This window comes from Leisingera sp. ANG-S5, from assembly GCF_000813925.1.
Classification (GTDB): domain Bacteria; phylum Pseudomonadota; class Alphaproteobacteria; order Rhodobacterales; family Rhodobacteraceae; genus Leisingera.
The window spans coordinates 24,014-38,544 of record NZ_JWLH01000017.1; the positions used below are offsets into that span (position 1 = coordinate 24,014).

Consider the following 14,531-nt stretch of genomic DNA (forward strand, 5'->3'; position numbering starts at 1 on the left):
CCTGTGCCCCTGTTCGGGTCCAGGCGGATTTTTACGCCCGCTGCCGGAGCAGACATGAATTTTCCTTTCCGCCCCCGCCCCTTGGCGTACGCTTTAGCCTTCAGCCTTCAGACCCTGCTGCCGCTGCAGGCCAGCGCCGCCGAAGCAACGCTGCAGGCGCCCGGTGCAGATCAGGCCCTGACGGAAAAATTGCGCGACTCCTCCGCCTCGGTCGCGGCCAGCGGCGAAACCAATGTGCAGGAACTGCTGGCGGCGGCGCTGTCAGATTACCGCACGCTGGTGCAGGTGCTGTATGATGCCGGGCATTTCTCGCCGGTGGTAAGCATCCGCCTGGACGGACGTGAAGCGGCGCAGATCCAGCCATTGAACCCGCCAAGGAGCGTAAAAACGGTGGAAATCACCGTGCAACCTGGCCCGCAGTTTGCCTTTGGCAAGGCGGAGCTGGCACCGTTCCCGCAGAACAGCGATGTGGAGATCCCCGAGGGCTTTGCCCCCGGCAAGCCCGCCGGCACCGGGGTGATCCGCGATGCGGCCATTGCCGGCGTCCGGGCGTGGCGCCGCAGCGGCCATGCCAAGGCGGATGTGGCGGAGCAGAATATCACCGCCAACCACCTGCAGGCGCGGCTGGATGCCCAGCTGCGGCTGGCGCCGGGACCAAAGCTGCGGTTCGGGCAGATGCGGATCACCGGCGACACAGCCGTGAGCCAGGATGCGATCCGCCGCATTGCGGGTTTCCCGGCGGGGGAGGAGTTCCACCCCGATCTGATCTCCAAGTCCGCCACAAGGCTGCGCCGCACCGGCACGTTTTCCAGCGTGGTTCTGCGTGAAGCGGAGCATCCCAATCCGGACGGCACACTGGACTTTGTGGCGCAGGTGGAAGACTTACCACAGCGCCGCCTGACCTTTGGCGCCGAGGTCAGCTCCTCCGACGGACTGGAGCTGTCGGGCAGCTGGATGCACCGCAACCTGTTCGGCAACGCCGAGAAGCTGCGGATCGAAGCGCGCATCAGCGGCATCGGCAGCAGCAACGACATCGACGGCCGCGTCGCAGTGCGGCTGGACCGGCCCGCGAAACTGGGGCCGGACGACCTGATCTTCTATCTTGCAGAAGCCGAGCGGCTGGACGAGGAGCATTACACAGCCACCCGCGTCTATGGCGCCATCGGCGCGCGGCGGACGTTTTCGGAGACGTTTTATGCTGAAGCCGCGCTGGGCGTGTCCTCTACCCTGGCTGAGGACGTGTTCGGCAAACGCAGGTTCAAATACGTGGCAGGCAGGTTCCGGGCCGAATATGACGCCCGCGACAGCCGGGTGAACCCCACCGACGGCTATTTCCTGCAAGGGACTGCCACGCCTTTCATCGGTTTTGGCGGCAGCAAGTCCGGCTTGCAGATGAAAGGCGACGGGCGCGCCTATTATGGATTGGGCGCTGACGACCGGATCGTGCTGGCAGGCCGCTTGCAGCTGGGGTCCGTGGTGGGCCCTTCACTGAGTGAGGTCTCCCCCACGCTGCTGTTCTTCTCTGGCGGTGCGGGCACCGTGCGCGGGCATGAATACCAGTCGCTGGGCGTGCCAGCGAATGGCGGCACCGCGGGCGGGCGCAGCTTTGCCGCCCTGTCTGCCGAAGTTCGCGGCAAGGTCACTGACAAGATCTCGCTGGTCGGTTTCTACGACCTCGGCTTTGTCGATGCGGACAGTTTCGTTTCCGGTTCATCAGCACGCCATGCAGGCGCGGGCATCGGTGTGCGCTATGATGTGGCCGGGATCGGCCCGATCCGGCTCGACCTTGCCTATCCGGTGGACGGCGGGTCCGAGGACGGGCTGCAATTCTATATCGGGATAGGACAGGCGTTTTGAGACAGGTTCTTGGCTATACGCTCGCATTGGGCCTGACGGCACTGCCTGCTGCGGCGCAGGAAACCACCGAGGAAGATGCTGGCGGGCTGCTGGTCGACTTCCTGGAGGACACCCTGTCCGGCGACAGCCGCTATATCAGCGTATCGGGGCTGGAAGGCGCATTTTCCTCTGAAGCCAAGATCAAGAAGATCACCGTAGCCGACGAGAAAGGCATCTGGCTGACCGTCGAGGGTGCGGTGCTGGACTGGAACCGGCTGGATTTGCTGCGCGGGCGGTTCTCGGTCAATGAGCTTTCGGCGGAGCGCATTGCAGTGGAGCGCGCACCGGAGCCGCTGCCGCCGGACCCGGAGCTGCCGGAGGCAGAGACCACGCCCTTTGCACTGCCGGAATTGCCGGTGGCCATCGAACTGGGCCAGATCAAGGCGGCCCGGATTGAGCTGGGCGAGGACCTGACCGGAACAGCCGCCAGCCTGCGGGTCGAAGGCACGCTGAAACTGGCGGACGGGGCGCTGGACACCAAGCTGGAGGCCGCACGGCTGGACAAGCCCGGCGACCACATCCGGCTGGAAGCCGGATATGCCAATGAAACCCAGCAGATTTCCCTGGACCTTTCGGTGGATGAGGCCGCGGGCGGGCTGATCTCGCGCGGGCTGAATCTGCCGGGCAACCCCGACTTGCAGCTGACCGCCAAGGGCACCGGGCCGGTCACGGATTTCACCGCGGATATCGCCTTCAGCACCAATGGCACCGAACGCCTTGGCGGCCAGGTGGTGCTGGCGGCCCGCCCCTTGCCTGAGGATGCCGCCCCCGAAACCCCGCGCGACATCGGGTTTTCTGCCGACCTGGGCGGCAATATCGACGTGCTGCTGCCGCCGGTGCACCGCCCGTTCTTTGGCCCCGGCCTGCGCCTGAACGTCAAAGGCCTGCGCGAGGGCAGCGGCGCCGTAACGCTGGATACGCTGGTCCTGCACACCAATGCCCTTCGGATCACCGGCGCCGCAGCGCTGGATGCGGGCGGCAAGCTGGCCACCGCCAACCTGAAGACCGCGATCTCCCCGCCCGCAGGCCAGGCTGCGGTCACGCTGCCAACCAGCGACGGCCAGACCACGCTGGCCAAGGCCGACCTGCAGCTGCAGAAGACGCTCGAAGGCCGCTGGGTGCTGGACGGGGTGCTCAATCAGCTGAGCCATCCAGGCGCGCTGGTGGATACCGCCGAAATTCTGGGCCGCGGCACCTTGGATCAGAGCAGCGGCTTTGCGCTGGAAGGCCGTCTGACGGCCGGCCTCAGCGGCTTCCAGCCGCGCGACCCGGCATTGGCCAAAGCGACCGGCAACGAAATCCGCTTTGAAGGCACGCTCAGCACTGACGGCCCCGGTGCGCTGCATATCACGGATATGGAGCTGCGCGGCAGCGACTACCAGGCCGCAGGCGATGTCGCCTTTGATGGTCTGGAAGAGGGGTTGAAAGTCACCGCAGACCTGACGGCGGGTGCTGCGGATCTTGGCCGTTTTTCCGAGCTGGCGGGCCGCCCGCTGGGCGGTGCGGTTCAGGCCGTGGTCAAGGGATCCTTCATCCCGCTGACCGGCGGGTTCGACACCGATCTTTCAGTGCAGGCGCAGGACTTGTCAGCGGGCATCGCCCAGGCGGATGAGCTGCTGGCAGGCACCACCACCGTCGCCCTTAAGGCGGCGCGGGATGAAAACGGCATTGCCATCGACCGTTTTGCCCTGGCTGGCAGCGCGCTGGAAGCCGCTGCGGCAGGCACGCTCAGCAACCAGTCCGGCCAGCTGGACATCACGGCCCGTCTGAACCGGCTGGAGGTTCTGGTACCGCAAGCGCCCGGCACGCTGGAGCTGGCAACCACCCTCAGCCGCACCGGCGATACCTTCAGCGGCGTGGCGGAGCTGAAGGGGCCGCATACCTCCAGCGCCAAGCTGGACGGGTCGGTGACGCTTGAGGGGGACGCTGATTTCACCTTTGCGGCAGCCTGGAACGAGCTGGAACGCTTTGTGCCGCAGCTCGCGGGCCGGCTCAGCGCCGAAGGCATGGCGGAACGGCGCAGCGGCGAATGGCAGGCAACCGTCCAAGCCGAAGGGCCGGCGGGTATTTCGGTAGAGACCGAAGCCCGCTTCACGGAAAGCAACGGCAGCACCGATCTGAAGTTCGACGCAGTGATGGCAGAGCTGCAGCGGCTGGTGCCAGACCTTCCCGGCCGGCTGGCCGCCACTGGCACCGCAACCCGGCGCGACGGCACCTGGACCGTAGACAGCACCGCCAGCGGCCCGGCCGGCATCGACAGCCGCATCGAGGGCAGCTGGAACGAGGCGAAGGGCACTGCCGATGTGACGGCCAAGGGCACCCTGCGGCTGGAAGGCCTGAACCCATTCATCTCTCCCAACCTCGTGCAAGGGCCTGCGAATTTCGACATGGCACTGCGCGGGGTTCCGGCGCTGGACGGGGTCAGCGGCACCATCTCCGTGCCAAGCGCGTCGCTTGCCATCCCGGCCGCGGCGCAGCGGGTGGACGATATCAACGCCACGGTCTCCATTGCCCGCTCCAATGCGCAAGTGCAAGTCTCGGCCCGCCCGCGCGACGGCGGCACGGTACAGATCAGCGGCCCGGTCGGGCTGCTGCCGCCATTCAACGGAAACCTGCAGATCGCGATTGGCGACGTGGTGGTGACAGACCACCTGTCCTATGAGTCCCTGCTGAACGGCAGCCTGGCGATGTCCGGCGCCATGGCCGGCAGCAACCGGATTGCAGGCCAGATCAACGTGGGCGAGACCAGCATCAACCTGAATACCGCAGGCGGCTCCGTATCCTCTGCGCCGATCCCGCCGATCCGTCATGTGGGCGCACCGCAAGAGGTGCGCCGGACCCTTGCCCGCGCAGGGCTGACCGGCAGCGGCAGCAGCGGCGCGGGCGGCTCTGGCAGAACAGACCTGGACATCATGATCAGCGCGCCGTCGCGGATCTTTGCCCGCGGCCGCGGGTTGCGCTCGGAACTGGGCGGCCAGATCCATCTGCGCGGCACCACCGCGCGGCCCTCCCCCTCCGGCCAGATCAGCCTGATCCGCGGCACCTTCGATATCCTCGGCCGGCGGCTGGAGCTGGACGAGGGCCGCATTACCCTCTTGGGCGACCTGAAACCCTATCTGGAGTTCAAATCCACCGCCGCCACCGAACAGGGCACCGCGACGCTGGAAATTTCCGGCCGGGTCGACGCGCCGGAGATCAAGGTGACCTCCGACCCGCCCCGCCCCAGTGAAGAGGCCTTGGCACTGCTGCTGTTCGGCGACAACATCGGAGATATTTCACCGCTGGCGCTAGCGCGGCTGGCGGGCTCTGCCCTGACCCTCAGCGGGCGCGGCGGCGGCGCCCAGAGCAAGGTACGGCAAGCCACCGGAGCGGATGACGTCGACATCGGCACCGACAACCTGGGCGCAGGACAGCTGGGGCTGGGCGGCTATGTGGCGGAGAACGTCTATACTGATTTCAACGTCAACACCCAGGGCGACAGTGAACTGAGCATCAACCTGGACGTCACCAAAAGCCTGACGGTTCAAGGCACTGTGGACAGCGAAGGGGAAACCGGCGTCGGCCTTTTCTTCAAACGGGACTACTGACAGGCAGGGCTTGCAGCGGAGGGAATATGCCGGCAAGCTGCAAGCAGAATTCCGGGCAACCGCAGATTGGGGACGCTGTGGGAAGAACACTCACCCAGAAACTGGCGGACCGCGCCAACCGCATGGCACACCGGGTCAGATTCCGCGCCTCGCTGCGCCATCTGCACGGGCCGGCGGGGTGTTTTGCTGCGCCGGACCAGGTGGTTCTGATCGCCCTCGTGCGCGACGGCGCCTATTACCTGGATGTGTTCTTTGACCACTACCGGCGGCTTGGTGTCTCGGCGTTTGTGTTTTTTGACAACGGCTCTGCTGACGGCACAATCGAACGGATCCGGCAGGAGCCGGATACTGCGGTGCTGCAGTCCCCCCTGCCCTGGCTGGAGTTTGAAAACACCTTTCGCGCCTATGCAGCGGAACGCTATGGCCAGGATCGCTGGTGCCTGTTTGCTGACATGGATGAGCTGTTCGATTTCGAAGGCAGCGAAACCGCCGGGCTGGCCGGGCTGACCCGCTACCTGGCGCAGCAAGGGTACACGGCTCTGCAGGCCGAAATGCTGGAAATGTTCCCCAAAGGCCCGCTGTCCGCGGCGCGCGGACTGTCTTACGCCGAAGCGGTGCAGAGCTTCCGGTATTCTGACATCAGCACGGTGCGGGCGGTGGATTATACCTCCGGCGACACCGGCTTTGCCTATCACCTGCGCCAGAACACCCTGCCGCCCGGCGGCGCGCAGATGCTGTTCGGCGGCGTGCGCGGCAAGGTGTTTGGCGAAAACTGCTGCCTCAGCAAGCACCCGCTGGTGTTCAACGGGCCTGGCGTCCAGGCAGCAGCGCATCCGCATGCCTCGTCAGGTGTGCGGGTGGCAGATCTGGAAGGCCTGATCCGCCACTACAAATTTGCCGGCGACAGTCTGGCGCGGGATCTGCAGAGCCAGGCGGAGGCCGTGTCGGAACACGGCGAGGACCGCCAGCGCAGCAGCGCAATGCAGACGCAGCCGGACCTGAGCCTGTGGTCTTCGGACGCGGTAGAGGGCGCGGGGATTTCAGAGCTGCAGCGCCGGGGCTTCTTGCGCAGCTCGCCCGCGTACCGGGCTTTTCTTGCCGGAGAGGCCGCATGAGCGCGGCCGCCATCGCCGCGGTGGTCATCGGCCGCAACGAAGGAGAGCGGCTGATCCGCTGCTTGCAATCCCTGCGAGGCCAGGTGCAGCAGCTGGTCTATGTCGACAGCGGCTCCACGGATGGGTCCGCAGCTGCCGCGCGGGATATGGGTGCGGAAGTGGTGGCCCTGGACCTCAGCCAGCCCTTCACAGCCGCCCGCGCCCGCAACGCCGGGCTGGCGGTGCTGGAGACCGGGATCGAGTTTGTGCAATTCGTGGATGGCGATTGCGAGGTGAACCCGGACTGGATCGCCACCGCCGCGGATTTCATGCAGGCAAATCCCAAGGCAGCGGTGGCCTGCGGACGGCGGCGGGAGCGGTTCCCGGAGATGTCCGTCTACAACCGGCTGTGTGATGCGGAATGGGACACGCCCGTTGGCGAGGCCAAGGCCTGCGGTGGCGACGCGCTGATGCGGGTGGCGGCGGTCTATACCGCGGGCGGCTACCGCGATGGGCTGATCGCCGGCGAGGAGCCGGAACTGTGCCTGCGGCTGCGCCGGGCGGGCTGGCAGGTCTGGCGGCTGGAGGCTGAGATGACCCTGCATGATGCGCAGATGCTGCGGTTTGGGCAATGGTGGAACCGCAGCCGCCGCGCAGGCCATGCCTTTGCCGAAGGCGCCGCCTTGCATGGAACCGGGCCGGAGCGGCACTGGGTGGCAGAGACCCGGCGCGCCCTCCTGTGGGGCGCCATCCTGCCAGCAGCCATCGTGATGGCCGGGCTGCTCCGCCCTGCTCTGCTGCTGGCGGCACTGATCTACCCCGCCCAGGTGCTGCGCTTGTCCCGCCGCATGGGGTTTGAACAGGCTCTGTTTTCGGTGCTCGGAAAATTCGCTGAGGCTGCGGGCGCGCTGGAGTTTTACTGGCGCCGCTGGCGCGGTTCTGCGCGCGGCATACTAGAATACAAGTAGCCCGCCGTCAGCGCGCCCGGATGCGACAGGCCTTAAGTGTCAGCCCGGGCAGAATTGCCAGGCATTTGGCATAACGCGGCAGCAGCCGCGTGGGGCTCGACAGTGCCCGCCAAAGCCATTCCATCGCCATGGCGCGGACCCAGGCGGGCGCGCGTTTCTGATGGCCGCCAAGGAAGTCCAGCCCGGCACCGACAGAGGCGAAGCCTGCCGCGGGCGACAGTTTGCGGCCGCGCTGGGCAAACCGCTCCTGCTTGGGCGCACCCAGCGCCAGGAAACACAGGCAGGGGCCGGTTTCATCCAGCCGGTGCAGGATCTGATCTGCCTCCTCCCCTTCCGGATCGAAGCGGCCGGAAGGGGCGTGGGTCCAAGCCACCTGCAGCCCCGGCACCGCCTCCGTCAGCGCATTTTCAGCGTCCTGCAACGCCTCTTCCGTGCTGCCCGCCAGCACCACCGGCACCTTGGCCTCAGCCGCCAGGCGGCAGAGCGGCACCACCATGTCGGAGCCTGGCATCAGAGCCACCGGGCGGCGGGCAAGGCGGGACAGCCAGACGATGGGGCGCCCGTCCGCCACCACCAGATCCTGCGCCTGATAGGCTGACAGGAACGTCTCCGACGCCTCCATCTTGACCAGGTGATCCAGGTTCACCGTTGCCAGCGCAAAGCCTTGGCCCGCCTTGAAACGGGCGAGAATTTCTGCCTCTAGCATCGCACGCGCAGGAATGTTCACCGCAACCCGGCGGCCGTGGATTTCAAAAAACATGGGCGTCCCCGGTTCACTTCCGCCCATCTGATACCGCCGCCACCGTCGGCAGACCAGAACCAATGCGCAAGCCGGTCCTGCGCCGTGGCAAAGCTGCATCCTGTTAACCCGATATTGCAAATCCGCGCGACATCGCCGCCCGCAGCGGGTAAAGTTTGACGCAAATACCGGGGAATTGAGGGGGCACGGGGCTTTGCCCAACGCTTTGGCCTATCTGATGCTGCTGGCCTGGCCGCTGGCCAGCCTGATCCTGTTCCGGCGCCTGCCGCTGGAACGGGCGATCCTTTGGTGCATCATCGCGGGCTATCTTCTGCTGCCGCCGCTGGCCGAGTTCGACCTGCCGCTGGTGCCGGACATGGACAAGTTCGCGATCCCCTCGGTGATGGCCTTTGTGCTGTGTGCCTTCCTGCTGCGCAAACCGGTGCCGCTGCTGCCGCGCCACCCGGCGGTGCGGGTGCTGGTTCTGCTGTTTGTGTTCGGGGTCATCCCCACCGTTTTGACCAATGGCGAGCCGATCCTGTTCCGCAAAATCGCCAATTCCGACCCGATCATCTTCCTGACCGATCAGCTGCCGGGCCTGCGCTGGCGCGACCTGGGTTCGGTGATCATCAATCAGGTGATCGTGCTGATCCCTTTCCTGCTGGCGCGCCGGTACCTGTCCACGCCAGAGGCCCAGCGCGAGGTGCTGCTGGCGCTGATGATCGGCGGCCTCGCCTATACCATCCCGTCGCTGATCGAGATCCGCTTCAGCCCGCAGATCAACGTCTGGATCTACGGATTCTTCCAGCATGACTTCAGCCAGATGATGCGCCAGGGCGGCTTTAGGCCCATCGTGTTCCTGCCCCATGCGCTGTGGCTGGCGTTTTTTATGCTGTCGGCGCTGCTGGCGGCCACCGCGCTTGCCCGTGCCGCCAAGGGCGGGGACCGTGTCCGGCTGGCGCTCGCCGCAGGCTACCTGTTCGCCGTGCTGGTTTTGTGCAAAAGCCTCGCCTCGCTGGCCTATGCGCTGGCCTTTGTGCCGGTGGTGGCACTGGCGCCGCTGCGCTGGCAGCTGCGGGCGGCCCTAATGCTGGGCCTGATTGCGGTGGTCTACCCGATGCTGCGCAACGCCGGGCTGGTGCCAACAGAGGAATTGGTGGCCCAGGCAAGCACGATCAGCGCCGAACGGGCGCATTCGCTGAACTACCGGTTCGAGAACGAAGCCCAGATGCTGGCGCGCGCCGCCGAAAAGCCCTGGTTCGGCTGGGGCGGCTGGGGCCGCAACCTGGTGCGGCACGAAGAAACCGGGCAGATCCTGTCGATCCCGGATGGCCGCTGGATCATCGTGTTCGGCACTTTCGGCTGGCTTGGCTATATCGCCGAGATGGGCCTGCTGGCGGCCCCGCTGGTGCTGCTGGCCCGTGCCGCGGCCCGGGCGCCCCGGGGCAGCGTATCGCCCTACGCGGCCCCGATTGCGCTGATTCTGGCAGCCACCATGGTGGATATGCTGCTGAATGCCACGCTGATCCCGATCACCTGGATGTGCGCCGGATCGGTTCTGGGCTACGCCGAGAGATTGCTCTACCCGGGCTTGTTCCAGAAGAAACCCGCGCTATTTGGCGGGGCGCAGGCGCTTTTGCCTGACACCGCCGGGGCTAAGCAGCGCAGCATCCTGTGATGCCGCAATCTTTCCGCTTTTCCGGCCGAAATTGACACAATGCGTCCATAGGACAGCCGCATGGATTGACGAAAGTAAATTTGAGTTCACCCGGCCCCGCGGAACAGATGGGGATCCAAGCCGCCAGGCCGGGACAGCAGCCGGGGAGAACCCCGGCACCCGAAAATAAACCCGTCCGGCGGGCCCTGCCATCTTCGCAAAGCGGATTGGCTGCGGCGTGCCGGGCTGTTTGCGAAAGGCCAGTGGGGTCAGGTATTGACGATGCAGGATCGGACATCCGCAGCGGGGCGCGCCGCCGGGAATAATGCAGGTGATATTGCCATTGTCGGCCTGTCGGTAACTGTGCCCGGCGCCGGTTCTGCTGAGGCGTTCTGGCAGAACCTGCGCGCTGGCATCGAATCGATTGAGGTTCTGGACCGCGAGACGCTGCTGGCAAACGGCGAACGCGCCTCTGTCCTGGCCGATCCGAATTATGTGCCTGCCACCGCACGGCTGCAGGGGTTTGAGGAGTTTGATGCGGACTTCTTCGGATTCAGCCCGAAAGAGGCCGCCATCCTTGACCCGCAGCACCGCAAATTCCTGGAGGTCGCCTGGGGCGCGATGGAAAACGCAGGCCATCCGCCGGAAAGCATCGGCGGCCCCATCGGGGTTTATGCAGGCTGCGGCATGGGCAGCTATTTCTATTTCAACATCTGCTCCAACCCGGCGCTGGTCGATGACGTGGGCATGTTCCTGCTGCGCCATACCGGCAATGACAAGGATTTCCTGTCGACCCGTGTCAGCCATGTATTCGACCTCAAGGGGCCGTCGGTCAACGTGCAGACCGCCTGCTCCACCTCACTGGTGGCGGTGCATTACGCCTGCAGGGCCTTGCGCGAGGGTGACTGCGACATGGCACTGGCGGGCGGCGTTACCATCGAACTGCCGCAGGGGCGTGGCTATCTCTACAAGGAAAACGAGATCCTGTCGCCCGACGGCCATTGCCACGCCTTCGACCACCGGGCGCAAGGGACTGTGTTTGGCTCCGGGGCAGGTGCAGTGGCGCTGAGGAGGCTGGAGGATGCGATAGCCGACGGCGACCACATCTGGGCTGTCATTAAGGGTTCTGCCATCAATAACGACGGCGCCGGCAAGGCGGGCTATCTCGCGCCTTCCGTCGGCGGCCAGTCGGCAGCGGTGCAAAAGGCACTGGTGGCCGCGGGCACCCCGGCGGACACCATCGACTATGTGGAATGCCACGGCACCGGCACTTATCTGGGCGACCCCATCGAAGTCTCTGCCCTGACTGACGCCTACCGGGCCACAACCCAGGACAGCGGCTTTTGCCGCATCGGCTCGGTCAAGACCAACATCGGCCATCTGGACACCGCGGCGGGTGTTGCCAGCCTCACCAAGACGGCGCTGGCGCTGCACCACAAGGAAATCCCGCCCTCGCTGGGATTTGAAGCCCCGAACCCGGCGATTGATTTTGAAGCCTCGCCGTTTCGCGTGAACGCGGAGCTCACCCCGTGGACCCCGCATAAGGGGCCGCGGCGCGCCGGCATCAACTCTTTGGGCGTCGGCGGAACCAATGCGCATGTGATCCTGGAGGAAGCGCCGGCGCGCGCGGCCTCGGAAGAAAGTGATTTTCCGTTCCAGATCCTCTGCGTGTCCGGCCAGTCCAAGGCGGCGCTGGACGCCAATACGCAAACGCTGGCTGAGTACCTGAAGACAAACCCGGAGGCCGATCTGGCCGATGTGGCCTATACCCTCAAGGAAGGCCGCCGCGGCTTTGCCAAGCGCCGGGTGCTGGTGGTGGAAACCGCCTCCGAAGCCATTGACCTGATTGAGGAAAACGACCCCCGCAAGGTCTTCACCCATGACCGGCTGGGCGACGCGCCTGAGGTGGTGTTCATGTTCCCCGGCGGCGGCGCGCAATATGCGGGCATGGCGCGTGACCTTTACGAGACTGAGCCAGTCTTTGCCGACTGGATGGACCGCGGCCTGGATCACCTGCAACAGAGTCTCGACTACGATATCCGCGCGATCTGGCTGCCGGAGGACGGTGAGGAGGACGCCGCCAATGCCAAGCTCCAGCAGCCCTCGGTGCAGCTGCCGCTGATCATGGTCGTCGAATACGCGCTGGCGCAGTTGTGGGTCAGCTGGGGCGTGCAACCTGCCGCACTGGTCGGCCACTCGATGGGCGAGAACACCGCCGCCTGCCTGGCCGGCGTCATCTCCTTTGAGGACTGCATTGATCTGGTCCTCTTGCGCGGACGGCTGTTCGACACCGTGCCTGCGGGCGGGATGCTGTCGATTGCCCTGCCCCTGGCTGAGGTTGAGGCCATCATTGGCGATGATCTGGATATCGCCAGCGTCAACGCGCCGTCGCTCACAGCTGTTTCCGGCCCGCAGGAGGCGCTGGACAGGCTGTCAGCCGACCTGACTGCCCGCGAGGTAGAACACCGGCGCATCCCCATCGACATCGCCGCCCACTCGCGGATGCTGGACGGCATACTGCAGGAATACGGCGATTTCATCCGTAAGCTGACCCTGTCGGCACCCGGTCTGCCGGTGATTTCGAACCGCACCGGCGCTGCCCTGACCGCGGAACAGGCCACCAGCGCCGATTACTGGGTCGGCCAGCTGCGCAATACCGTGCGCTATGCCGACTGCGTCGAAACCCTAGCCAAGACCCCGGACCGGGTGTTCCTGGAGGTCGGCCCCGGCAAGGCCCTCAGCGCCTTGGCGCAGATGTCGCCTGCGGTGAAACAGGGCCAAGTGCTCAGCACGCTGCGCCACCCGGATCACCAGGTGATGGACGACAGCTATTTCTTCGGCGTCATCGGCCGGCTTTGGGCCTGCGGGGTGGAGGCCGACTGGCCGCAGATCTGGGGCGAAGCGCGCCGCAACCGCTTGCCCCTGCCCGGCTATGCCTTCCAGCGCAGCCGCTATTTCATCGAGCCCGGCAAACCGGCGGTCGAAGAAGAAGCCCAGACCCCGGCGCGCCATGACGATCTGAGCAAATGGGGCTACCGCCCGGCCTGGCGCCAGCGGCTGGCAGATTGCGCGCTGGATGTCGCGCAAGAGCTGGCGCAGGAGCCGTACAACTGGCTGATTTTCGAGGACGAGGCAGGCCACTCGGCCCGTGCTGCCGAAAGACTGGAAGCAGCGGGCCACAGCGTTGTGCGCGTCCGCGCAGGCGACACCTATGCGCAGCTTTCACCCGCTTCCTATATCCTGCCGCCGGAACAGGGGCGTGCCGCCTATGGCGCGCTGCTGGCTGATCTGGCAGAGGCCGGGCTGCTGCCGGACCGCATCGCGCATTTCTGGCTGGTGACGGAGCGAGAGAGCTTCCGCCCCGGCTCCTCCTTCTTTGATCGCAACCTTGAGATGGGCTTCCATTCCCTGACCGCACTGGCGCAGGAGCTGGGCAATACCGATCTGCCCGGTCCAGCGCATCTGACGGTCTTTACCACCGGTGCCGCGCAGGTACACGGCGAGGCGCTGCCCTACCCGGAAAAGGCCATGATCGCAGGCCCCCTGGGCGTGATCCCGCGCGAGCTGCCGGGGCTGACCTGCTCGGCTGTGGACATTGAACTGCCGCAGGCGCCGCAAGGCCTGTTTGCCCGCCGCAATCCGGCGCAGGCCGGTATCACCTCCCGCTTGCTGGAAGAGCTGATGGCAGAGCCGGCCAGCAGCACCGCCGCCTGGCGCGGCGAAAAACGCTATGAGCTGAGCTGGCGCCCGCAGCCGCTGCCCGCGCCGGAAACCCCGCCTTTCAAACAGGGCGGCCACTACCTGATCACCGGCGGCTATGGCGGCATCGGCCTGACCATCGCAGGCCACCTGATGCGCGGCTACGCCGCCAAGGTCTCGCTGATCTCCCGCGACGGGCTGCCGCCGCGCGAGACCTGGGAGCGGTATCTGGCCAGCCACAGCCCGGCCAACCGTACCGCCCAGCGCATCCGCGCAGTGATGGCGCTGGAGGCGGGAGGCAAGGGTGCAGTACTGCCGCTATCCGCCGACGTCTGCAACAGCGGTGACCTGCGTGCAGCGCGGGAGCAGGCCGAAGCTGCCTTTGGCCCCGTCACCGGCGTGATCCACGGCGCCGGCGTTATCAGTGACGGCCCGCTGCTGGCCAAGGACGAGGACCAGATCGGCCAGGTTCTGGCTCCCAAGGTCAGCGGGCTGCGGGCGCTGGATGCAGTATTCCCGGACGGCAGTCTGGAGCTGATGGTGCTGTTCTCCTCCTCCTCCACCGTGACCCGGCCTGCGGGGCAGGTGGATTACATCGCCGCCAACGAATACCTCAACGCCTGGGCCAAGCACCGCGCAGGCGGGCAGACCCGTGTGATCGCGGTGGACTGGGGCGTCTGGGCCGACACCGGCATGGCCGCTGACGCCATGGCGGGCCGCAACGCAAACGCAGGCGCCAGCACGCCCGAGCCCTGCCCGCAGCCGCTGCTGCTGCAGCAGGCTTTCGATGCCGCCGGAAACCGCATCTTCACCCCCGGCTTCAGAACCGCGGACTGGCTGCTGGATGAGCACCGCACCAAGGATGGCACCGCGCTGGTGCCCGGCACCGGC

At 66.2% G+C, this 14,531-nt stretch carries 7 protein-coding genes; 6 read left to right on the forward strand and 1 reads right to left on the reverse strand.

All coding sequences use genetic code 11. The features are described from left to right. The first annotated feature begins 54 nt into the window (after positions 1 to 54). The 4 genes from RA25_RS19510 to RA25_RS19525 all read left to right on the forward strand — a co-directional run bounded on the left by RA25_RS19510 (position 55) and on the right by RA25_RS19525 (position 7,545). Positions 55 to 1,857, forward strand: coding sequence for an autotransporter assembly complex protein TamA (locus tag RA25_RS19510; protein ID WP_039174570.1), 1,803 nt, complete (start codon positions 55 to 57; stop codon positions 1,855 to 1,857). After that, the gene (locus RA25_RS19515; RefSeq protein WP_039174572.1) at positions 1,854 to 5,483 is read left to right on the forward strand and encodes a translocation/assembly module TamB domain-containing protein; all 3,630 of its coding nucleotides are present in this window, start codon (positions 1,854 to 1,856) and stop codon (positions 5,481 to 5,483) included. Before RA25_RS19510 ends, RA25_RS19515 begins: the two co-directional genes overlap by 4 nt. Positions 5,484 to 5,560: 77 nt before the next feature. After that, positions 5,561 to 6,598 (forward strand): glycosyltransferase family 2 protein, encoded by a 1,038-nt coding sequence (locus RA25_RS19520; protein ID WP_241477450.1) that lies wholly within the window; start codon positions 5,561 to 5,563, stop codon positions 6,596 to 6,598. Next, a complete protein-coding gene (locus RA25_RS19525; protein WP_039174574.1) occupies positions 6,595 to 7,545 on the forward strand; it encodes a glycosyltransferase in 951 nt (316 codons plus the stop codon). The genes RA25_RS19520 and RA25_RS19525 overlap by 4 nt, the downstream gene beginning before the upstream one ends. Before the next feature lie 7 nt (positions 7,546 to 7,552). On the opposite strand, the gene RA25_RS19530 is transcribed toward RA25_RS19525, so the two are convergent. Beyond that, the gene (locus RA25_RS19530; protein WP_039174575.1) at positions 7,553 to 8,305 is read right to left on the reverse strand and encodes a WecB/TagA/CpsF family glycosyltransferase; all 753 of its coding nucleotides are present in this window, start codon (positions 8,303 to 8,305) and stop codon (positions 7,553 to 7,555) included. A 193-nt stretch (positions 8,306 to 8,498) separates the two neighbouring features. Here RA25_RS19530 and RA25_RS19535 point away from each other — a divergent pair, with 193 nt between their 5' ends. Beyond that, positions 8,499 to 9,962 carry a membrane protein gene (locus RA25_RS19535; protein WP_039174576.1) on the forward strand — a complete coding sequence of 488 codons (1,464 nt, stop codon included), beginning with the start codon at positions 8,499 to 8,501 and terminating at the stop codon, positions 9,960 to 9,962. Positions 9,963 to 10,223: 261 nt separating this feature from the next. Then, positions 10,224 to 14,531, forward strand: a 4,308-nt coding sequence (locus RA25_RS19540; RefSeq protein ID WP_039174579.1) for a type I polyketide synthase, incomplete at its 3' end; no start/stop codon positions are given.